Source organism: Granulicoccus phenolivorans DSM 17626 = NBRC 107789 = JCM 15570 (genome assembly GCF_000423085.1).
Classification (GTDB): Bacteria; Actinomycetota; Actinomycetes; order Propionibacteriales; family Propionibacteriaceae; genus Granulicoccus; species Granulicoccus phenolivorans.
Genome location: NZ_AUHH01000060.1, coordinates 1 through 22,123 on the forward strand (window position 1 = coordinate 1; position 22,123 = coordinate 22,123).

A 22,123-nucleotide genomic window follows, 5' to 3' on the forward strand; every position below is an offset into this window, starting at 1 on the left:
CCCGGGACCCTCGGCTCGCTGCCCGGAACCCTCGGCTCGCTCCCCGGAACCCTGGGCTCGCTTCCTGAAACCCTCGGCTCGCCGGACCTGTGCTCGACTCGCCGCTCGGGATCCTCAGCTCGCTCCCCGGGACCCTCGGCACGCTCCTTGGGCAGGAGTCGGCCCACCCCCGAAAGAAGCGAAGGCTCGTGTCGGGCAGCGACGCCAGCAGTGGACGCTCTCCGGGGTATTGCCTCGCTGGACCGGTGACGGACTCGCCGCCGGGCAGCTTGGCCTCGCTGTCCGGGGCCGTGGGCTCGCTGTCCGGCGCCTTGGCCTCGCCGCCCGGGACCCTCGGCTCGCTCCCCGGAACTCTCGACTCGCTCCCCGGAACCCTCGACTCGCTCCCCGGAACCTTCGGCTCGCTGGACCGGTGATCGACTCGCCGCCCGGGACCCTCGGCTCGCTCCCCGGAACCCTGGGCTCGCTCCTTGGGCAGGAGCCGGCCCACCCCCGAAAGAAGCGAAGGCTCGTGTCGGGCAACGACGCCAGCAGCGCGCGCTCCCCGGGGTGTTGCCTCGCTGGACCGGAGGTGGCCCCGCCGCCCGGGACCCTCGGCTCGCTCCTCCGAACCCTCGGCACGCTCCTTGGGCAGGAGTCGGCCCACCCCCGAAAGAAGCGAAGGCTCGTGTCGGGCAGCGACGCCAGCAGTGGGCGCTCCTCGGGGTGTTGCCTCGCTGGACCAGAGGTGGGCTCGCCGCCCGGGACCCTCAGCTCGCCGCCCGGCACCTTGGCCTCGCTCTCCGGGGGCCGCGCCGCGCGGAACCCTGGACTCGCTCCCCCGCCCCTTGCACTCGCTCCCCGCACACCCGAGCGCGCCGCACCGGGGAGACCTGTCGCACTGCTGACACTGCCGGGCAAACTCCGGGCCCCGGCGTACCATGTGCCCATGGCGCTCGACTTCCGTTACTTGGGGATCACCGACAATCCGGTCACCCTGACCGACTACCAGCAGGCCTGGGACCTGCAGCGGGAGATCCACCGCCAGGTGTCCCAGGGGGAACTCGGCGACACCGTGCTCTACCTCGAACATCCCCCGACCTATACCGCGGGCCGGCGTACCGAACCCCATGAGCGGCCCGTCGACGGCACCCCGGTGATCGATGTCGACCGCGGCGGCAAGATCACCTGGCACGGTCCGGGCCAGCTGGTGGGCTACCCGATCGTCCGGATCCCCGACGACGGGGTCGGCGTGGTCGACTACATCCGCCGCGTCGAGGAAGCGGTCATCCGCTGCCTGGCCGAATACGGGTTGACCACCGGCCGGGTCAAGGGCCGCTCCGGGGTCTGGCTGTCGGCCACCGCGACCAAGCCCGAACGCAAGGTCTGCGCGATCGGGATCCGGGTCGCCCACCACACCACGATGCACGGCTTCGCGCTGACCGTCTCCTCGGATCTGGGCGACTTCGGCAAGATCGTCCCCTGCGGCATCGACGACGCCGGGGTCACCTCGCTCGCCGACGAACTCGACGACCCGCCCACCGTCGTCGAGGTGGCCCGCGCGCTGGAGCCGTACCTGACCGAGCTGCTCAGCTGGCAGGACTACGAGAAGTCCCCCGATCTGCACCCGGAGCCCACCGGGGTGAGCTACGGGCTGCAACTGCAGTCCTGATCGGTACGCCGGCGGTCCCGCGCCGCCGGCGAATCCGTCCCACTGCCCCTGTCTGCCGGAAGGATGGGCCCCGGGCACAAACCCCGTGCCGCGGCAGAACCTTCTGCCGGTCCGACCCCGTCGAAGGGCACGTGATGAGCGAAACCGACACCGGCCCCTGGGCCCTCGAAATGTCCGGGGTGAGCAAGCACTTCGGCCGCGCCCCCGCCCTGGACCGGCTCGATCTGCGGGTCCCCCGCACCGGCGTGCACGGCTTCCTGGGCCCGAACGGCTCGGGCAAATCCACCTCGATCCGGGCGATGCTCGGCCTGGTGCGCGTCAACGCCGGCGCGATCCGGATCTTCGGCCGGCCCGTCCCGGCAGCGCTCCCGGAGGTGATCAACCGGGTCGGCGCCATCGTGGAGCGGCCCCGCTTCTATCCCGAATTCTCCGGCCGCAAGAACCTGCGGCTGCTCGCCCTGGCGATCCGGGTACCGGCCACCACCGTTGACCGGGTGCTCGACCTGGTCGGCCTCACCGGCTCCGCCCGGCAGCGTTTCGGGACCTACTCGCTGGGCATGAAACAGCGCCTGGCGATCGCGGCCACGCTGCTGCGCGACCCGGACCTGGTCATCCTCGACGAACCCACCAACGGGCTGGACCCCGAGGGCATCCGGGATACCCGGGAGATGATGCGCGGCCTGGCCGACATGGGCAAGGCGGTGCTGGTCTCCACCCACCACCTCGGCGCGGTCGAGGAGATCCTCGACACCGTGTCGGTGATCAAGGACGGCCACCTGGTCGCCGAAGGCCGCCTGACCGACATCCTCCCGGCCCGGGCCCGGGTCCGGGTCCGCATCGGCGCCCCGAGTGCTGCCCTCGCGGCACTGCGGCACCGGGGCTGGCAGGTCACCTCGCTGCCCGATCACCTCGAGGTGCACGGTGATCGCCCCGACCTGATCAACCGGCACCTCACCGAGGCCGGGCTGTGGCCCGACGAGATCAGCCTGTCCCGACCCAGCCTCGAGGAGGCGTACGTGCGGTTGATCGAAACCGCTCCCCCGGCCGCCGCCCCACTCCCGCAGAGGATCGCCTGATGCACCTGTTCCGCCCCGAACTCATCCGCCTCACCACCCGCCGGATCAGCTGGATCAGTGCCGCGGTCGCCGGGCTCCTGCTGATCGCGATCAACGCCGGCACCTGGTCCACCGTGCAGCATGCCGCCCGCACCATGGGCCGGTACGCCGGCGAGCGCCGCTACGCCGGGGTCTTCGCCTTCGCCGAGAACGCCGGCTCGATGGCGGCGGTCGCCGGGCTCCTGGGCGCCACGGTCGCCTACATCGCCGCAGCCGCCTACCAGGGCTCGGAGTCCTCGAGCGGAGCCCTCGGCACCTGGCTGAGCTTCGTGCCCGAACGGGCCAGGGTGTACGCCGCCAAGCTCGGGGCGGTGACCCTGGCCGCGGCGGCGTACGGCACTCTGCTGGTCGGCGGAAGCCTCGGCTCGATGCTGATCCTCACGCTGAGCGTCGGCGGCAACCCGGCTCCCGGACGCGCCCCGCTGTACGCCGTCAACGCGGTCCTGTACATCGTCGCGGGCGCCCTGCTGGGCTCGGCCCTGGGCACCCTGCTGCGCTCCACCCTGGGAGCCCTCGGCGCCGCCATCGGCCTCTTGGTGCTCTCGGTCGTCCTCAGCATCCTGCCGGGGATGCTCGGCCTGCGTACGCCCGCGCTGCTCACCTATTCGCTCGCCTTTCTCGGCATCGGAGATGTCGTGGGCGCGCGCTCCGCGGCCGCCGGCGTGGTGACCCTGCTCCCGGTAGCCGTGCTGGTGGCGGTCGCAGCGGTGGTCTTCTGTCGCCGCGACGTGGACTGACCGGCCCGACCGACTGACCGGGCCCGAGCGACCCGAAGGAGACCGATCACCGATGAACCTGCTCCGCCCCGAACTCATCCGGCTGTGCACCCGCCGGTTCACCTGGATCAGCGCCGTGATCGGGCTGCTGGTGCTGATCCCCGCCCAGGTGCTGACCTGGTCCGCCATGCGCCGGGCATCCGATCAGCCGATCAGGTATGCCCACCAATACGACCTGTTCGCCTTCGAGTACAACGCACTGGGCATGGTGGGCCTCACCGCGATCATCGCCGGCGCGGTCGGCTACGTGGCCGCTGCGGCGTACGCGGGCTCCGAGTACGCCACCGGCGGACTCGGCACCTGGCTGGGGTTCGTGCCCCGCCGCGGCCGGGTGTACGCCTCCCGGGTCGCAGCGGTCGGCCTGGCCACCACCGCGTACACCCTCCCCCTGGTCGGCGTGGACTTCTGTCGTCGCGACGTGGACTGACCGTTCCGCTGTGGTCCGGGCAGACTCGGCCGCAGGGACCCGGACAGGTAGCATGGCCGGGTGGCAGTTTCTTCTGAGAGCACCTCATCCCCCCTCGGCACCGTGGCCCCCAGCAACGGGGTGCGTACCTCCGATTCCAACGTCCGGACCGGCCAGGACGGCCGCCGGATGCTGCGGATCGAGGCGCGCAACGCGCAGACCCCGATCGAGAAGAAGCCTTCCTGGATCAAAACCCGGGCCAAGATGGGTCCGGAGTATCGCGACCTGAAGAACCTCGTGCGCGAGGAAGGCCTGCACACGGTCTGCCAGGAAGCCGGGTGCCCGAATATCTTCGAGTGCTGGGAGGACCGCGAGGCGACCTTCCTGATCGGCGGCGACTCCTGCACCCGGCGCTGCGACTTCTGCCAGATCGAATCGCGCAAGCCGTCCGGGTACGACATCGAGGAGCCGCAGCGGGTCGCCGAGTCGGTCCGCACGATGGGTCTGCAGTACGCCACCATCACCGGCGTCTGCCGCGACGACCTGGCCGATGAAGGGGCCTGGCTCTACAGCGAGACGATTCGCAAGGTCCACGAGTTGAACCCCGGGACCGGGGTGGAGATGCTGGCCCCGGACTTCTCCGGCAAGAAGGAGTTCCTCGACCAGCTGTTCGAGACCCGGCCCGAGGTGTTCGCCCACAATGTGGAGACCGTCCCGCGGATCTTCAAGCGGATCCGCCCGGGCTTCCGCTACGACCGCTCGCTGGAGGTCCTCTCGGCCAGCCGCGACGCCGGGCTGGTCACCAAGTCGAACCTCATCCTCGGCATGGGCGAGACCAACGAGGAAGTCACCCAGGCGCTGCAGGACCTGCACGACGCGGGTACGGAGATCATCACCATCACCCAGTACCTGCGCCCCACCGACCGACACCACCCGATCGATCGCTGGGTCACCCCGGCGGAGTTCGACGACTTCGCCGAGCAGGCCCGCGAGATCGGGTACGCCGGGGTCATGTCGGGCCCGTTGGTCCGTTCGTCCTATCGCGCCGGACGGCTCTATCGTCAGGCCCGCGAAGCCCGCGCCTGACCCGCGCACCGCTCGCCCCGGACACCGCTCCGGCTACCGCAGATCACCAAGACGCAGTTCACAGAAACAGGGAATCGACCGATGGCAACCAGCACCAGTGACAAGGAGCGGGCGAAGCAGCGCATCGCCGACGCGAAGGCGAAGGCCAAGGCCGACCGGAAGGCCGCCAAGGAGCGCAAGCGCAACTCCACCGACCCCAAGGACATGGGGACGCTGCGCCAGATCTATCAGGCCTACAAGCTGACCAAGGAACAGGATCCGGCGGTCACCTGGTTGCTGCTGGCTGCGTTCCTGTTGCCGATCGTGATCGGGGTGGTCGTCGGCATTCTGATCAACCAGTGGATCTGGCTGCTGATCATGGGCATCATGGTCGGCTTGATCCTGGCGATGCTGGTGCTGCTGTGGCGGGTGAAGGCGGCGACCTACAAGCGGTACGAGGGCATGGCGGGTTCCTCCGAGGTGGCCCTGCAGATGCTGGACAAGAAGAAGTGGAGCCACACCCCGGCGATCGCGGCCACCCGGCACCAGGACGTCGTGCACCGCGCCGTCGGCCGGGGCGGCATTGTCCTGGTCGGCGAAGGCGACCAGAACCGGGTGCGCCAGATGCTGAACTCCGAGGTGAAAAAGCACGAGAAGTTCGCCGACGGGGTCATCATCACCACCTTCGTGGTCGGTGACAAGGAGGGTCAGGTCCCGCTGAACAAGCTGGCCGGGCAGATCAACAAGCTGCCGAAAATGCTGGAGAAGTACCAGGTCTCCGAGGTCAACCAGCGGCTGAAGGCGATCGATGCGATGCGCCCGGTCGCGCCGATCCCGAAGGGTCCGGTGCCCACCAGCATGAAGGGCGCCCGCCGCCAGATGCGCGGCCGCTGAGCCGATGGGCCGGTCGCCGGACCCACAGTCCGCTCGCGACACCCTGGCCGACCTCGACCGGATCGAGTCGGCCAGTCGGCGGGCGGTGCGTACGCCGGTCACCGGCCTCCCCCTGGTGGTCTGGGGATTGGCGTGGCTGCTGGGCTACGCGGCCCTCGAATTCCTGCCCGAGCCGTGGGGGTGGGTGGCGCTGGCCGGGACTGCGACAGCGGCCGGGATCGTGTCCTGGCGGCGCAATTCGCAGGTTCGTACCGGCCATGAGGGGCAACTGCGGCTGGGCTGGATCGTCATGGTGGCCGCGTCCCCACTGATGATCAACGCGGCCCAGGCCACCACCGTCCAGGACCAGGGTCTGCTGCTGGCGGCCCTGTGGGGTCTGGGCATCTGCCTGTACGGTGTCGCCTCCCGGGATCGGCCGCTCACCGTGATCGGTGGCCTGGTGGTCGTCGTGGCCGGGATCGCTCCGCTGCTGCAATCGGGTGAACTGGCCGCGTTCGGGTTCGTCGGCGGTCCCCTGCTCACCTGCCTGGGGGTGGTGCGGATGATCCGTGATCCGCAGAAAAAGGCGTCCGGCAGCCGGGTTACCTGAGAGTTTGGCTGAGAAAATTCACCACTAAGTCCGAGATAATGAGTGAGGCCTCAACGGATTGCGCAGGCGGAGATTTACTCCGCTACGCTGAGCACAGCTTGTGAATCCGTACCTAATACGAAGGAAACATCGAGAGATGGCTGAGACCCTCAACACCAATCCCGGCGGCATTTCCCGCCGCACCGTCGCCAAGGGCGTCGCTTGGGCCGTCCCCGCCGTCCTCGTGGCCGGCACCGTCCCCGCGTACGCCGCCTCCCCGCAGCTGAGCGGCATCATCGGCAGCGCCTGCAAGTACCCCGGTAACTCCACGGCGAACTGCGACAAGTCGTTCCGGATCGGCTCGACCTGGACCAACTCGGGCACCACCACCCTGACGGTCACCTTCAGCGCTGTGGTCGAGTCGGTCAATCTGACCCAGGTCGGTGTGGTCATCGACGGCGTCGTCTACCCCGCGAACACCAACCCGACCGTGCAGATCACTCCCGGCACCCACACCATCGAGGTGTACAGCCGCGACTCCAACAGTGGCAACCGCAGCGGTACGTTGACCGTCACGGCCACCTACACCTACAACGGTGTCACCTACACCCCGACCGCGTCGATGACCTCGACCACGAGCTTCCCGCCGTGCGATCCCGCTGTTTTCCCGTGCCCCTTCGGTGCCAACCCGGCGCCCGCTGCCGCCTCGTCGTCGGCCACCCCGAGCCAGTCGGCCACCCCGAGCCAGTCGGCCACCCCGAGCCAGCAGGCCCAGGCCGCCGACCAGGCGCCGACCCCGGCCCAGAGCAACCCGACCACCGCGGCTCCGAAGGCGACCGCCAAGAGCGGCACGGTCTCCCCGACCCCGACTCCCACCGCGACCCCGAGCAACTGATTCATCCGCCGCGTGGGTGGTCCGTCACGGTGACGGGCCACCCACGTCGCAATTTCAGCCGTTCACACCGATCAACCGGGCGTACGGCCATCGGGCCCATTCCTCGGGCCCGGTTCCACCGCGCTTGCGCGCGGGTGCACTATGGCTGCTGGACAGGTGTGACCCGATCCTGCGGCCCCACCTGCGACCGGAACAGGAGAGACGATGGCTGAGCCCACCGGGACAGCTCCCGAATATGCCTCGGACATGCCCGAGGATGTGTTGGCCGCACTCCAGAGCCCGCTGGACCATGTGTTGAGCGACGCGGTCCGCTTGCGGATCCAGGCCGCCCTGGTCGGTCTGCCCGTCGGTGGCGGGATGCGCTTCACCATGCTGGCCAAGTCCCTCGGCCTGTCCGACGGCAATCTGGGCGCTCATCTGAGCGTGCTGCAGGAAGTCGGGTACGTGAACACCGAGACCACCTGGAAGGGCAAGCGGCGGACCCGCTGGTTCTCCGCGTCCGGGACCGGTCGGGACGCCTTCGCCGCGCACGTCTCCGGGCTGCGCAGCATCATCACTGCCGCCGACCCCCGGGTGACCGGCTGATGCCGGTTCACCTGCTCGGCGCCGAGGAACTGCACCTGGAGTACCCGACCAAGGTCATCTTCGACGGCCTGACCCTGGGCGTGGCCGAGGGCGATCGGATCGGGATTGTCGGCCGCAACGGCGACGGCAAGTCCAGCCTGCTCGGACTGCTGTCGGGTCGGATCGAGCCCCAGGGCGGGCGGGTGACCCGACGCAACGGCGTACGGTTCGGCGTGGTGGACCAGACCGACGATCTGAATCCCGAGGACACGGTCGGACATGCCATCGTCGGGGATCGGCCCGAACACGAATGGGCCGGGGATCCGGCCGTGCGCGACGTGATCGCTGGCCTGGCCAGCGACATCGACTGGTCGGCGCGGATCGGTGAGTTGAGCGGTGGCCAGCGCCGCCGGGTCGCCCTGGCCGCACTGCTGATCGAGGACTGGGACCTGATCGCGCTCGACGAGCCGACCAACCACCTGGATGTGGAGGGCATCGCCTGGCTGGCCGACCACCTGAAGAAGCGGTGGGCGCGCAATGCCGGCGGTCTGCTGGTGATCACCCACGATCGCTGGTTCCTCGATGAGGTGTGCACCCAGACCTGGGAGGTGCACGACGGGATCGTCGAGCCGTTCGAAGGTGGGTACGCCGCGTACGTGCTGCAAAGGGTGGAGCGGGACCGGATCGCCGCCGCGACGGAGCAGAAGCGGCAGAACCTGATGCGCAAGGAGCTCGCCTGGCTGCGGCGGGGCGCGCCCGCGCGTACGTCCAAGCCGAAGTTCCGCATCGATGCGGCGAATCAGCTGATCGAGGACGTGCCGCCGGTCCGCAACAAGCTCGAACTGCAGCGGATGGCGGTGGCTCGCCTCGGCAAGGACGTGGTCGACCTGGAGGACGCCGGGGTCGCCTTCGACGGGCGCGACATTCTCCGCCATGTGACCTGGCGGATCGGGCCGGGTGAGCGGAGCGGCATCCTGGGTGCCAACGGCGCGGGCAAGTCGACCCTGCTCGGGCTGATCTGCGGCACCCTCGAGCCGACGTCGGGCCGGGTCAAGCGCGGCAAAACGGTTCGCATCGGCATCCTGGACCAGCAGTTCTCCCAGTTGACCGACATTGCCGGGGACCGGGTCCGGGAGGTACTGGCCCGGACCCAGACCACCTTCACCATCGAGGGCAAGGACTTCACCCCGGCGCAGCTGTTGGAGCGGCTGGGCTTCCAGCGGGAGCACCTGTCGACCCGGGTTGCGGAGCTGTCCGGTGGGCAGAAGCGCCGGTTGCAGTTGTTGCTGCTGTTGCTGAGCGAGCCGAATGTGATCGCTCTGGACGAGCCGACCAACGATGTGGACGCGGACATGCTGGCCGCGATGGAGGACCTGCTCGACTCCTGGCCCGGCACGCTGATCGTGGTCTCCCACGACCGCTACCTGCTGGAACGGGTCACCGACCAGCAGTACGCCATCCTCGACGGTACGCTGCGCCACGTCCCCGGCGGGGTCGATGAGTACCTCCGACTGCGGCGGGCGCAGGACAGCGCGCCCGAGCCGACGGTTCCCGCGGCAGCGGCCGCCCCGGACAACGAGATGTCCGGAGCCGAGCGCCGCGCGGTGCAGAAGGAAGTCGCGTCGATCGAACGCCGGCTGAACAAGATCGAATCCGAGGTGGCCGCGCTCAACCAGAAGATGGCCGACCACGACCCGACCGACTACGCCGGGCTACAGGCCCAGCACGACAGCGTGCAGCAGTTGGAGGCCGAAGCCACCGAACTCGAGGAACGCTGGTTGGAGTTGTCCGAACTGGTCGAGTGAGCGGACGCCCTCCACACCGTCCCGTACGCCGCCCGCGTCGTACGCCTCCGAGGCGGAACCCCGAACAACCATTGCCTCGCACGACTAGTCATGTGAGACTAATCACGTGTCATCGATTCGTCTCTACATCCTCAGCTCCCTCGCCGATGGCGGCGACATGCACGGGTACCAGCTCCGCCAGATCGCTGAGAAGGAACACGTCGACCTGTGGGCCGACATCTCCCCCAGCGGCCTGTACGCCGCGATCAAGCGGCTCGCCACCGAAGGCCTGATCGAAGAGGTACGCACCGAGAAGGTCGGCGGGTACCCCGAGCGCATGGTGTGGCGGATCACCGAGGCAGGTGTGGTCACCCTCGCCCGCCTGCGCCGCGAGGGGCTCCGCAAGGTCGTGCTGCGCGCCGACCCCGTCGACATCGCCCTGGCCCGACTGGATCGCGCCAATGTCGATGAGGTTCCGGAGCTGGTGCGGGAGCGGCTCGCCCGGTTACGGCTGATGCTCGAAGAGTTCGAGGCGCACATCCGGTTCTTCCAGCAGTACCTGACTCCCCTCGAACGGGTCGTCCACAGTCACCGGGTGCACCGGCTGCGGGCCGAGATCGACTGGCACGAATCACTGCTCGAACAGCTGCCGGCGCTTCTCGCCGACGAAGCCGCACGAAAGGACCAGCCCCGTGACTAGTTTGCCCACTCCCACCGCTGCCGAGGCGCCCGCCGACGCGATCCCGCGCCGCACCTGGCTCAGTCTCGCCGTGGTCGTCCTCGGCATGTCGATGGCCCTGTTGGACACCACGATCATCAATGTCGCGATCCCCACGATCCGCACCGGCCTGGACACCTCCGAAGCGACCCTCTCCTGGATCATCGCCGGGTACGCCCTCGCGTACGGGGTCGCCCTGATCCCCGCCGGCCGCATCGGTGACCGGATCGGCCACAAGCCGGTCTTCGTCACCGGACTGGCCGGTTTCACCCTGGCCAGCCTGTGGTGCGGTCTGGCGACCGACCCGACCCAACTCGTGGTCGCCCGCGTGGTGCAGGGCCTGGCCGCGGGCACCTTCTTCCCCGCCGTGACCGCCCTGATCCAACTCATGTTCCCGCCCAGCCGACGGGGCCGGGCGTTCGCGATCATGGGCGCGGCGATCGGGGTCGCCACCGCGCTCGGCCCGGTCATCGGCGGCCTGCTCATCGAGTGGTTCGGCGAAGCCGAGGGCTGGCGATCGATCTTCCTGGTGAACCTGCCCTTCGGCCTGCTCGGTGTGCTCGCGGCCCTGGTGTTCCTGCCGCGCGGAGCCGAGGACGGCGCGCCGCACGGCACCGACCTGGTCGGCGTCCTGCTGCTGGCCACCGGCCTGCTCGCCCTGTTCGTGCCGCTGATCCAGGGCGAGGAGGCCGGCTGGCCGCTGTGGACCTACCTCAGCCTCGCCGGGGGCGTCCTGCTGCTGGCCGGGTTCGCCCGGTGGGAGATCCACGTCGATCGACGCGGGGGCAGCCCGCTGGTGCCTCCCGGGCTGTTTCGGCGCGCGTCCTTCACCGGTGGCGTCGTACTCGCGCTGGCCTTCTTCGCCGCCTTCACCAGCATCTTCTTCACGATCTCGATCCTGTGGCAGGCCGGCCTCGGGCACACCGCCCTCGAAGCCGGTCTGGTCTCGCTCTCCTTCGCCGGCGGCTTCATCGTCAGCGCCGCACTGAGTGATCGGCTGGCAGAACGCGTCGGCCGCACCGTACTCTCGGCCGGCACCGGCTGCCTCACCCTCGGCCTGGTCGGCGTGTGGCTGGTGCTGCTGCTGATCCCGACGGTCGATCTCACCGCCTGGGTGCTGCTCCCGCCGCTGGCTCTGGCCGGGATCGGGGCCGGCCTGTTCATCGCCCCGAATGTCGAGTTCATCGTCGCCACGGTGGAGCGCAGCGAGGCGGGTGCCGCCTCGGGTGTCATCGGGACCGCCCAGCGAATCGGTCAGGCCGCCGGCATCGCGGTCATCGGCACGATCCTGTTCGGCACCCTCGATGTCGTACCGAGCCAGCCCGGCCCACCGAGCCAAGCCGATCTGGCCACCGCGTTCGGTCAGTCGGCAACCTTTGCCATCGCCACCAACGCCGTGCTCGCGCTCGCCGCCTTCCTCCTGGTGTTCGCCCTTCCCAAGGAGGTGCCGGCCGAAGGCAGGCCACCGACCAGCTGAGCGATTCAGGCGCCCGCGGGCCCCATCACCAGCAGCGTGCTCGACGCGGTCGCCAGGACCCGGCCGTCGCTGTCCCGGATATCGCCCTCGGCAAAGGCGGCCGAGCGCCCGGGCTTGGTGACCCAACCGTGCGCGGTGACCGTGCCGGTGTCCGCGGTAATCCCGCGCAGGAAGGACACCTTCAACTCCAGGGTGGTGTAGCCAACCCCGGCCGGCAGGGTGCTGTGCACCGCGCAGCCACAGACCGAGTCGAGCAGGATGGCGAAGAAGCCGCCGTGCACCGAGCCGATCGGGTTGTAGTGGGATTCATGCGGCTCGGCGGTCATCACCACGTCCCCCTCGGTGACCGAGACGATGCCCAGTCCGATGTGGGCCGAGATCGGCGGCGCGGGGATCTCACCGGCGGCCATCGCCTGCAGGTGAGCCAGGCCGGAGCGGCCGAAGACCTTCTGTTTGTCCAGCTCGGGCGGGTGGTAGTCGATCCGGTGCATACGCGGGGCGGACGGCTCGGTCATGGCTCCTCCTGAACTTCAGTGTTCGACCCGGCCAACCCTACTCACGAGTAGCTATCGCGTCCAGGGTGGATTGTTCCGGTTGTTCCCGCTCGTCCGGCCCGGCCAGGAGTGGGACAATCAGCGGGTGCAGTTTCCTCCTCGGCTCCGCGGCATCACGGCCGCCTCGGCCCTGGTCCTGGTCGCCGGCTGCACCGCCGCCCCCGACACCGAACGATCGGCCGTCGGGGTTGCCGCCCGCAGCGACGGGTCGGTCGTCCTGGTCACCGCGTGGTGCATGGCCGCGCGTACGGAGGATCCGCAGGTGCACAGCTATCGGGTCGACGGGGTCAACTCGGGTCCGGTGGAACTGCTGTACCGCGCCTCCGGCAGCAGTCAGGACCCGGTGACGGTCCACCAGGTCGGGCAGGCGAACCAGGGCTTCGAGGCGGTGACCAACCAGCCGCTGCCGGCCTCGGGGCTGCTGATCGCCTACAACGCCGGTTCGGTACGCAGTGGCCTGGGCAGCCGGGCCTTTCCGTCCTCGGCGGCGCTGTTCACCCTGAGTGATCTCCCGGTCAGCGATGACCCACTCCCCCAGCAGGTGGTGACCGGAGCCCGCCACCGCGTACCGCTGCAGCAGCTGATCCAGGGCAAGTGCGTCGACCCGGAGACCGGCCAGGGCCCGCGTTGACCCCGGTCCCGGGTGGGATCAGCGACGGTTGACCACGACCGTGCCGCAGACCAGGTCGTGCAGGCCGCGGCGATGGACGCCGATCACCAACGGCGGGATCACCAGGCAGACCAGCAGCGTCCGCCCCACGGCCCGCACCCACCCGACCCGGTCGTGCCCGAGCCGGATCACCGCGATCCGGGTGAGCAACTGCCCGATCGAGCCACCGGTCAGGGCGGTCATCACCGACGCCTCGACGAAGAACACGGCCAGGATCATGAACGAGCGCCAGCCGTTGCCGGTGAGTACCTCGGTGCCGAAGATCGCCACCGCGACAATCATCGAGACGGCCCAGTCCAGAACGAGGGCGGTGATCCGGGACCACCAGGACGCCAGCGAGCCGCGTCCGGACTGTGGCAGGCCCAGTCCCTGGCCCGGATAGTCCTCGTGGGTTTCCAGCGTCGACATGCCCTGCAGACTACCGGGCGGGGCCAACCCGCGGGCTCCCCTGTTACATCCCCGAAACACCCCCGCAAAGCTCGAGCAACGGGTGCCGCATAGGGTGACCCGGTAAGCGAACATCGGGAGGAAATATGTTCAAAGGCTCGGAAGACCTTCTGGCCTACATCAAGGACGAGGGCATCGAGAACGTCGACTGCCGGTTCTGTGACGTCCCCGGCATCATGCAGCACTTCACTGTGCCGGCGGGTTCGTTCGACGAGGCCGTGTTCGAGGACGGTCTGGCCTTCGACGGTTCGTCGGTCGCCGGATTCCAGAAGATCCACGAGTCCGACATGGCGCTGCTGCCGGATCCGACCACGGCGTACCTGGACCCGTTCCGGAAGTCGAAGACCCTGGTCGTGAACTTCTTCGTGCACGATCCGCTGACCAAGGAGGCCTACAGCCGCGACCCGCGCAACATCGCGCGCAAGGCGCAGGCCTACCTCGCCTCCACCGGCATCGGCGACACCGCGTTCTTCGCTCCCGAGGCCGAGTTCTACGTCTTCGACGACATCCGCTTCGAGACCTCGCCGCACCAGTCGTACGTCCACATCGACTCCGAGGCGGGTCAGTGGAACACCGGCCGCAACGAAGAGGGCGGCAACCGCGGCTACAAGGTCAAGTACAAGGGCGGCTACTTCCCGGTCGCCCCGACCGACCACTTCGGTGACCTGCGCGACGACATCGTGCGCCACATGGAGAACTCCGGTCTGGTCGTCGAGCGCGCCCACCACGAGGTCGGCGGCGCCGGTCAGGCCGAGATCAACTGGCGCTTCGACGAGCTGCTGACCTCGGCGGACAACGTGATGAAGTTCAAGTACATCGTGAAGAACACCGCCTGGGAGGCGGGTCGGACCGCGACCTTCATGCCGAAGCCGATCTTCGGTGACAACGGCTCCGGCATGCACGTGCACTCCTCGCTGTGGAGCGACGGCAAGCCGCTGTTCTACGACGAGGCCGGCTACGGCGGTCTGTCCGACATGGCCCGCTGGTACATCGGTGGCCTGCTCAAGCACGCTCCGTCGCTGCTCGCCTTCACCAACCCGACCGCGAACTCGTACCATCGGCTCGTGCCGGGCTTCGAGGCGCCGGTCAACCTGGTCTACTCCCAGCGCAACCGCTCGGCCTGCATCCGGATCCCGATCACCGGGTCGAACCCGAAGGCCAAGCGCGTCGAGTTCCGCTGCCCCGACCCGTCGTCGAACCCGTACCTGGCCTTCGCCGCGATGCTGCTGGCCGGCATCGACGGGATCCAGAACCGGATCGAGCCGCCGGAGCCGATCGACAAGGACCTGTACGAGTTGCCGCCGGATGAGCATGCCGACATCGCGACCGTGCCGGCCGACCTGGAGCAGGTCCTGGACGCCCTCGAGGCCGACCACGAGTACCTGCTGGCCGGGGACGTGTTCACCCCCGACCTGATCGAGACCTGGATCGAGCTCAAGCGGGCCGACATCGCCGCCCTGCGGCAGCGTCCGCATCCGCACGAGTTCGAGATGTATTACGACATCTGATCTGGGGCTTCAGCCTCTGATAAGAGCCGTGGAAACGGCCCCTGGCCTGCGAGAACGCCATTCAGTGTCTTCGAGCGTCAGGGGCCGTTCTCGTTGTTTGCGGCCGCAGCCCCCAGAATCGGGCGCCATTCGGGACCGTTGAGGTCGCGCATCTGACGGGAATGACACTCGCCATCGACTCCCCGGACGAGATGATCGCGGTCTCCCGCTCGTGCTCGGTCGCAAGCCCGAAGAGTGATCGGGTGCATGGCCTCATTCGCATATCGCGAGCGCTGCCAAATCAGGGTCCTGCACGTCGCTGTACCAACTCATAGAGCGAGCCGTGCTTGCTGGTCATGGTCGACTCAACAGACACAGCTAGAGCGGAGTCGCGGACGAGCAGGCCGAACTCCACGTTGCGGTTCTCGGCGCTGAAGGAGAAGTTGGCGCTGGTAAGCAGTAGCACCTCGTGGTCGATGACTATGAACTTGGCGTGGCTGACGATGCGCTTGCCGTTGGGCAGCTCTGCGGACTGGTAGACGGTTACCTTCGGGAGCTGAGCCTTGACCTTATCGGCGTCAGCCTTGTCGCCATCAATGTATGCGGTGACCACCACGCCCGGTTGCTCCGACGCTTGCTTGAGCACGGTCCACATCTGCGAGGATTCCTCGAAGTTGTAGGTCGCACAGACGACCGACTGCCGCGCCGCCTGGACAAGGCGGTGGAACTCGCCGGTCAGATGTCCAACGGTCGCTTCATTCCCCGGCATCGTCCAGACGGGCGTCAGATCGCGGTTCAAGGACTTGGCGCCCGCGATGGCTCGTAGAACACCAGCAGCATGAGTGCCATCCCCGTGGCTCAGCCCGGCGCCTGCGAGGAGCTGCTTGGCCGCACCTCGACGTGCGGCGTTCACGACGGCGAGTGCCTTGACGGTGTGCTGGCCAGCTGCGAACTGCGCGGCTAGGGCTTCGGCCTCGCTGGCGGTCAAGAACTCCCCGAGTGACGAGAACGGGTCAGAGGACATCCGGGCTCTCGAAGAACGCCGGCACGGTCTCGCCCGTGGCTGTCGGGAGGTTGAGCAGGAACCGCCGGTCGAGGAACCGGTTCGCCTTCTCACATGAGGTCTCCGAAGCGAACGAGCAGCAGTGGCAGGCAGCACCGTGCAGGAAGTCTTCGGGATCGCTGGGCGTCCGAGTTGCGCACACCGGGTCGGACGAGCAGCGCGCCGCGCGACGCAGCGCAGACAGGAGAAGGCCGTGGAGTCGCTTTGGTTCTGACAGAGCCACGAGACCGCCGAGGGTGCCTTCGCTGTCGGACGCCGTCGTGCAGATCAATAGGCCAGCGGCGGCTTCGCGCTGCGGAGTGCTGGTCCATCCATAAATGCGCTCGGTGAGACTTGCCGCGCCATAGCCGCTCGACATCGCCATTTCACGGATGAGCGCGTGTGAAAGCGTGTGAAGCAGCCAGTAGCGAGGCGCCGGCAGCCGCAGGTCAGGGTCGATGTTTTTGGCGGTCTCGGAGAAACGGCGCTCGAAGTTGCGTCGGTGGGCGGAGCGGTGGGCATCCCACAGCGGCGTCGCGAGGATCGACTGCTCCCAGCTTGCGACGGCGTCGAGGTCGAGTTGGAGGAAGATTCCTTCGCCTCGGTCCTCTGTCGCGGGCACCCAGGTCGGCTTCCGGTTCCGAGTTAGCTTGACCAGTCGGCTGACGAGATCGTTGACGCGGTCCATCTCATCGAGGCGGGTGAAGCCGAGAACTGCATTGACCTTCTTCATCTTGTTGACCGCGACGACGCGACTGATCAGTGGATGTAGATCGGTGTCGCGTTGCATCTCAGTGACCATGAGGCCGCTGGAGTTTTGCTGTTGCGAGAATAGTGCGGGCTTCTGGAGGTAGCGCCACTCGGGAACAAGAAGGTCAACCGGATCCCATGCTGCGAGCTTCTCCTGGCGCACCTCCTCGGAGTCGGCAGGTGCGAGGACGTCCGCGACCGCGGCAGCGATGGCGTCGTCGGTAAGGCCGTCGAGGTCGAGGTTCTTCGCACCTGCCAGTGCCTTGATGACGTCGACCTGGCTGCCGAACTGCTTGACCTGCTCGACGCCGAGCTCGAGGCGGAGTCGATCGGCGAGGGCTTCCTTCTCCTCGGCGTCGGTGCGAGGCATGACGATGATCGACTGTGTGGAGGCGAACCAGAGATTCGAGGCTCCCATCATGATGAGTGCGGGGCGAGCATCGCAGCCGTGGTCGAAGGCGTTGAGATGGGGGTGACGTCCGCGGCACTTAAGCGGGAGTTTCTCGCGACCGACCGAGCCTTGGGCTTCGGCCATGCCGCGGGTCTGGCCGCAGGAGGCGCAGGCGATGATCGAGCCAACGCTCTTGCCGACATTGGCGTCCCTCATCTTCAGGTCTGGCAGCTCGGCCTTGGGGCACGTCTTGCCTCTGTGGACCCACAATGAGTAGGGAAACTCGTCGAGGTGACCGTTGGTGCAGGTCAGCAGGTGCTGGGCAGGTACCGCAGGGCTGCCGGACTTCCGTTTCGATCGGCCTCCTCGGCCTGGGCAGTTTTCGTGGGTGAACTGAGCGAGGTCCGGCCGGAAGGGGTGAGTGTTCGTGTAGTGGAATCGCGGCAAAGGCCCAAGGTAGTCACAGCCCGTGCAGCGAAACCATTGCGGGAACACGCGCCCCGGGATGCCGAGATCCGAGCCTTCGCCGGACAAGCCCATGCGCTTCGGCTGCCATGGGAACGGACGCAAGGCATCGACCTGCGGGCCAAGGTGGAGCCTGACGACGTTGAGAAGGCGGGTTTCGAGGATGCTCGGGACGCTCTCACGCCGTTTCCAGATCGACTCCCAGTCATCGAGGCCAGCCGGCATGATCGAGAAGCTGGGCAAGTCGATGATCGCGCCGGGACCGTAGGTATAGAGCAGCGACGAGGGGCGGGCGGAGCCAACCTTGGCACGATTCTTGACCATGCCCTCCTCAGCATCACCCAGCGGGTCGAGCAGTTCGTGCTCGTCGTGCAGCATGTCCTGGCCAGGCTCGGGCAGCAGGCCAGCCATCAGTCTTCCTCCCCTACCGGAAGGGTCCAGTCAGCAACGCCGTCAGGTGTTCGAGCGAAGAGCCGATCCGGCATTGGGCTGACCAGCAGGTTGATCTCGGGCTGGACCTCGCGCATAGAGTTGGCGATCACGAACGGAGCCTCCATCGAGCCACCGACAGACGCCTTGGCGTTCTCGGGACTGATGATCAGCGGCAGGTACTTCCCGCCCTCGCCGGTTCGTTCGTAGACGAGGGTCTTGTGCATGTCGGCGGCTCGCTTGGCACGCTCGGTCCAGCGGTCCAGCCGATTGACAAGCAGATCGTTCGCCCGCTTTGTTGCAGCCTCGTCGAGCGCAGCGGCAGCGATCCGTTGCTTGAGCTTATCCGCGATGGCTTCGACCGCTGGGCGCTGGTCCCTGATGCGCCATGCCGCACGCTCCGGCGAGATCCCGTCAGTGACCGGGGCTTGAAAAACGCGGGCAGCGCTGATGAGTAGGCCGTCGATACCGCGCTCCAGGGAGGTCGGCGAGTACGGCGTCACCGACAGTGCTTCGACCTGGGCATAGAAGGTCTCGTGATAATGCCGGAACTGTTCGAAGTGGGCGAGGTCACGTGCCCGAGCCCAGTTGCCGAGGGTCACCACGAGCCCAGGACGAGCGGACGGGTCTCGACCCACACGAGACGATGCCTGAATGTATTCGGCTGTGTTCTTCGGTTGGCCGACGACGAGCATGAGTCCCAGACGCTGGATGTCGACGCCGACCTGCAACATCGAGGTTGCAAGCACGACGTCGAACGGCGAGTTCTTCCGGGACGGGGTCTTCTTGCCCTCGCGCGTGCGGGCGATCCGTGCGTGGGATGCCTCCGTGGAGTCATAGCCCGGGTCGAACTCCAGGCCAAGGTGGTCGAGCGTTTGGCCGATCTCCGACGATGCGATGCGGGATGTCAACTCCCCAACATTCAGCAACCCGAACGAGGCCCCCCGTCGGCGTGGGAAACCAGAGTCCTTGCGCGGGCTGTTGACCCGGCTCTGGACGTCATCAGCGACATACCGAGCCATGCCTGCGAGCTCGCGAGTGGCGTTGAAGTATCCGACCAAGGTCATGTACGGGTCGGCAACAGCACCCGCCGTGTCCAGCAGTAGCTGTCCAGCGGACAGCAGGACCTCCGAAACCCGGATCTCGGCGCTGGACAGGCGAACTCCTTGCGCGCTGACACCGATGTAGCGGCGACCTGGGTTGACGTCGTCGATGGGGATTTCTTGGGAGAAGAAGGTATCGGCGACATCTAGCACCTGCGGCGGGAAGATCTCGACCTGGCGTCCGTAGAGTCCGCGCACCTGCTCTTGTGCATTGCGAACCGTGGCGGTCGACGCGACTATCAGTGGCTTGACCGGTGATCGGTCGGACGTCTCCCACGATGACAGGGTCTCCACGGCGACCTCGAAGAGGCCAACCGCGGTTCCGAGCGCACCGGTGATGAGGTGCAACTCGTCTTGGATGATGAGGTCTGGCGGGCGCAGGCGGCCCACCGGCGCGACAGTTGCCCCAGGAAGCCCATTCTTCGCCGGGTGCGACCCAACCTGGCAGGGCCCGTAGTCGGCGTGGACGTAGCCATGACGGCCGCAGCGGCGACTAACGTACCCAAACAGTGCGGCGGCCTCACCTTCCCGAGCCAATCGGGCGAACTTGTCCACGGTGGCGATTATGAAGGCAGGTGTGAGGCGGTAGATCTCCTCGTCCACGGTCAGGACCGGCAGGCCCTCGCTCACGGCTCCCCCCTTGGAGAACGGGCACCGGGCCAGCTCGTCGCCACAATGGACGAATACGCGGCGACTGTTGGCGTCCGCCTTGACCTGTGCGCCAGTGATCGGAGTGCCGCACCACGGGCAGCGTTGAATCTGCAGGACTGTCAGACGGTGCCCGAATCCCTCGTTGACCTTCTTGAGCTGTTCATCTGCTTCCTCGAAGCGCTTGGGGCTGACGTCGGTCCCGACCCACAGGCCGATGCGGAAGGGCTCGACGCCCCAGGTTTCAACGTCATCGAGACGAGCCAACTCAGCGGCACACACTAGGGCAGTCGCACGTTGGAACTGCTGTGCCGTCAGGAGGCGGAGTGTGTAACGCATGAGGACGGCGATGCCGTCGCGCCCATCGAGCGGCCCGTCAGCAGACTGCACGACGCCCTGACGGCGTCGGATCGCGAACGTGTAGGCAGCGAGCCCGAGGTACGCCTCGGTCTTGCCGCCACCCGTGGGGAAAAAGAGCAGTTCGACCTTTGCCTGGTGCTCCGAACTGCGAGCGGGAGCAGCAGGATCGGTCAACGCGCCAAGTTGCATCAGAATGAACGCGAGCTGAAACGGACGCCACGAAGCAGCGGACGCGCCACGACCCGCGACGATTTCCTGCGCCGCCGCAATCGAGACGGTTGAGTCAGCAGCGCGGGCAGCCGCCACCTGGGAGGCGATTCGCTGGTCCCGCATCACTCGGTTCATGAACTGGAAGCAACGTAGGGCTTCCGGGTCGACCGCGATGTGCTCCAGCCCTGCCACGAGTCGCTTGTGCGCTTCTCGCGCGTCCCCCAACGCCACCTCGGCCGTTTCCTGAAGATGCCTTGGCAGTGTGGCGGCCTCAGCCTCCTGAGCGTCAAGCCACTCGCCATAGCCAGAGACCAGTGGCTCAAGTCCTGAGCGCAGTCCCTCTGCAGTGATCGAGGATAAGGCGTCCATCGACAACGTCGCGTTCTCAACCGACCGCGCCCTGGTCTGCGGAGTCTCCCCGATGGGCAGCCAGGTCGTCTCGACAGCAGTCGCGCGGCGGGAGGCGGACTTGAGAGTCCACTCGGCCGAGCAGGTGCGACCGATAGCGAACTCAAGTCGATTGCGGTACTGAAGGTTGAGGCGCTTGACCTCTTCGTCATGCTCAGGGTAGTCGTGCTCCATCACATCCTGCACCGGCAGAAACACTTCTGCTCCACCGGCGTCCACGAACAGCTTGGTCTGGAACATCCACATGCTCAGCGGGATGGGCATTGGTGTCTCGCGGTCATTGCAGAGCGCGATCTCCACGAGCACGCGGTTGAACTGCAAGTCGTCATAGCGGTCCACCCGCAGGACTATCGACTCCTTCAACCCCACGGTTGCCGTCTGGCCGGGAGTGAGATCAGCAAGGTGGACGGTGCGGGTCTCCTCGACCGGAGTTCGCTGATACTGCCGAACAGGTCGCCCAGCTTTGGTCACCTTCTCGGTCTCGACCGTCTCGTAGGTCCCCCACGATGCCACGACGCGGAACGCGTCCAGGTCTGCCGGAACTTGAAACCGCAGGCCCATCGACGCGGGAATCATCAGTCCCTGCTTCGGGGCCCGATCTTCGATGTCGTCTTCCTCAGAATCCGCCTCGGTGTCGTCGGCGGCGTAGGCAGGCACACCGCGGCCGTCGCTCACCCCATCGTCGTCAGCTCGCACCTCGACAAGTTCATTCCTGCCGGCGGGGCCAGCCGCGTCCTCCGCGGTAGAACTCGTCGAAGCCCCGACCAACTTGACGGGTGCGATGTGGCCGACTAGGTACTGTGACCGAGGACTGAATGGGATCGTCTCGTGCGGGCCATGGATCGGTCCTAGCAGTTCGCGCTGAAGGATGTCCACGAGATTCTCGCGCACTGCATGCGACGATCCGTCCAGTTCGTAGTTCAGCTTGTACGACGCCTGCGGCCCGGCCGCCTCAGTTACCTCGTTCACGCTTCGCTAGTTTGCCCTACTCTCCCGACGGTTCCGTTGAGTTCGGGCAGATCAGCACTGAGGCAGGATGGTTCCAGTCCAGCAGGACGCGGTCCTTGTCGAAGCGGCGGCCGACAAGGCCTCGGCGAACCCGAAGGCTGGCCAATTGGGAAAGAAGGATATCCCTTCGAGCTTTGTCGTTGTGAAGCGCCCTGAGATTGTTGGAGGCTCCTGACCTTGGAAACGAGGATGGAGTTATGCCGAAGGAACTGGCGTCGGGGAAGCCGACGACGCGTCG

19 protein-coding genes and 1 pseudogene are annotated in these 22,123 nt (G+C 67.4%); 14 read left to right on the forward strand and 6 right to left on the reverse strand.

The genetic code is table 11. The features are described from left to right. Window positions 1-928 precede the first annotated feature (928 nt). From lipB to G531_RS0116625, 12 genes and pseudogenes are all read left to right on the forward strand, one after another. Window positions 929-1,651, forward strand: coding sequence for a lipoyl(octanoyl) transferase LipB (gene lipB, locus G531_RS23490; protein WP_035759488.1), 723 nt, complete (start codon window positions 929-931; stop codon window positions 1,649-1,651). A 134-nt stretch (window positions 1,652-1,785) separates the two neighbouring features. Next, window positions 1,786-2,727 (forward strand): ABC transporter ATP-binding protein, encoded by a 942-nt coding sequence (locus G531_RS23495; protein ID WP_051215640.1) that lies wholly within the window; start codon window positions 1,786-1,788, stop codon window positions 2,725-2,727. Next, complete coding sequence (locus G531_RS0116580; protein WP_026928083.1) at window positions 2,727-3,503, forward strand: ABC transporter permease; 777 nt, start codon at window positions 2,727-2,729, stop codon at window positions 3,501-3,503. Before G531_RS23495 ends, G531_RS0116580 begins: the two co-directional genes overlap by 1 nt. Before the next feature lie 52 nt (window positions 3,504-3,555). Next, window positions 3,556-3,969 carry a hypothetical protein gene (locus G531_RS0116585; RefSeq protein ID WP_026928084.1) on the forward strand — a complete coding sequence of 138 codons (414 nt, stop codon included), beginning with the start codon at window positions 3,556-3,558 and terminating at the stop codon, window positions 3,967-3,969. Between the two features lie 168 nt (window positions 3,970-4,137). Then, window positions 4,138-5,083, forward strand: a pseudogene (gene lipA, locus G531_RS0116590) (lipoyl synthase); the annotation flags it as partial. A 32-nt stretch (window positions 5,084-5,115) separates the two neighbouring features. Then, window positions 5,116-5,907, forward strand: coding sequence for a DUF4191 domain-containing protein (locus G531_RS0116595; protein ID WP_026928086.1), 792 nt, complete (start codon window positions 5,116-5,118; stop codon window positions 5,905-5,907). 4 nt (window positions 5,908-5,911) lie between these two features. Further along, the gene (locus G531_RS0116600) at window positions 5,912-6,496 is read left to right on the forward strand and encodes a hypothetical protein (protein ID WP_026928087.1); all 585 of its coding nucleotides are present in this window, start codon (window positions 5,912-5,914) and stop codon (window positions 6,494-6,496) included. Between the two features lie 136 nt (window positions 6,497-6,632). Next, the gene (locus G531_RS0116605; protein WP_026928088.1) at window positions 6,633-7,370 is read left to right on the forward strand and encodes a hypothetical protein; all 738 of its coding nucleotides are present in this window, start codon (window positions 6,633-6,635) and stop codon (window positions 7,368-7,370) included. 204 nt (window positions 7,371-7,574) lie between these two features. Then, complete coding sequence (locus G531_RS0116610) at window positions 7,575-7,955, forward strand: transcriptional regulator (protein ID WP_051215641.1); 381 nt, start codon at window positions 7,575-7,577, stop codon at window positions 7,953-7,955. After that, complete coding sequence (locus G531_RS0116615; RefSeq protein WP_026928090.1) at window positions 7,955-9,739, forward strand: ABC-F family ATP-binding cassette domain-containing protein; 1,785 nt, start codon at window positions 7,955-7,957, stop codon at window positions 9,737-9,739. The genes G531_RS0116610 and G531_RS0116615 overlap by 1 nt, the downstream gene beginning before the upstream one ends. Before the next feature lie 106 nt (window positions 9,740-9,845). Next, entirely contained in the window at window positions 9,846-10,418 is a 573-nt protein-coding gene (locus tag G531_RS23500) for a PadR family transcriptional regulator (protein WP_051215642.1), read from the forward strand. Beyond that, complete coding sequence (locus G531_RS0116625; protein WP_145978815.1) at window positions 10,411-11,913, forward strand: MFS transporter; 1,503 nt, start codon at window positions 10,411-10,413, stop codon at window positions 11,911-11,913. Before G531_RS23500 ends, G531_RS0116625 begins: the two co-directional genes overlap by 8 nt. Before the next feature lie 5 nt (window positions 11,914-11,918). Here G531_RS0116625 and G531_RS0116630 read toward each other — a convergent pair whose 3' ends face one another. Next, window positions 11,919-12,428, reverse strand: a complete 510-nt coding sequence (locus tag G531_RS0116630; protein ID WP_026928092.1) for a PaaI family thioesterase — start codon at window positions 12,426-12,428, stop codon at window positions 11,919-11,921. Between the two features lie 124 nt (window positions 12,429-12,552). Here G531_RS0116630 and G531_RS0116635 point away from each other — a divergent pair, with 124 nt between their 5' ends. After that, window positions 12,553-13,098, forward strand: a complete 546-nt coding sequence (locus G531_RS0116635) for a hypothetical protein (protein ID WP_145978816.1) — start codon at window positions 12,553-12,555, stop codon at window positions 13,096-13,098. An 18-nt stretch (window positions 13,099-13,116) separates the two neighbouring features. On the opposite strand, the gene G531_RS0116640 is transcribed toward G531_RS0116635, so the two are convergent. Continuing rightward, entirely contained in the window at window positions 13,117-13,545 is a 429-nt protein-coding gene (locus tag G531_RS0116640; protein ID WP_026928094.1) for an RDD family protein, read from the reverse strand. A 125-nt stretch (window positions 13,546-13,670) separates the two neighbouring features. Here G531_RS0116640 and glnA point away from each other — a divergent pair, with 125 nt between their 5' ends. Beyond that, the gene (gene glnA, locus G531_RS0116645; RefSeq protein WP_026928095.1) at window positions 13,671-15,092 is read left to right on the forward strand and encodes a type I glutamate--ammonia ligase; all 1,422 of its coding nucleotides are present in this window, start codon (window positions 13,671-13,673) and stop codon (window positions 15,090-15,092) included. Window positions 15,093-15,372: 280 nt separating this feature from the next. On the opposite strand, the gene drmC is transcribed toward glnA, so the two are convergent. The 4 genes from drmC to G531_RS26525 all read right to left on the reverse strand — a co-directional run. Next, window positions 15,373-16,059 carry a DISARM system phospholipase D-like protein DrmC gene (gene drmC / locus G531_RS0116650; protein ID WP_245630564.1) on the reverse strand — a complete coding sequence of 229 codons (687 nt, stop codon included), beginning with the start codon at window positions 16,057-16,059 and terminating at the stop codon, window positions 15,373-15,375. 25 nt (window positions 16,060-16,084) lie between these two features. Next, entirely contained in the window at window positions 16,085-18,130 is a 2,046-nt protein-coding gene (gene drmB, locus G531_RS0116655; RefSeq protein ID WP_211221890.1) for a DUF1998 domain-containing protein, read from the reverse strand. Then, a complete protein-coding gene (gene drmA, locus G531_RS0116660; protein ID WP_026928098.1) occupies window positions 18,130-21,846 on the reverse strand; it encodes a DISARM system helicase DrmA in 3,717 nt (1,238 codons plus the stop codon). The genes drmB and drmA overlap by 1 nt, the downstream gene beginning before the upstream one ends. Before the next feature lie 16 nt (window positions 21,847-21,862). Next, the coding region (locus G531_RS26525) for a hypothetical protein (protein WP_211221891.1) at window positions 21,863-22,123 on the reverse strand (261 nt) is incomplete at its 5' end.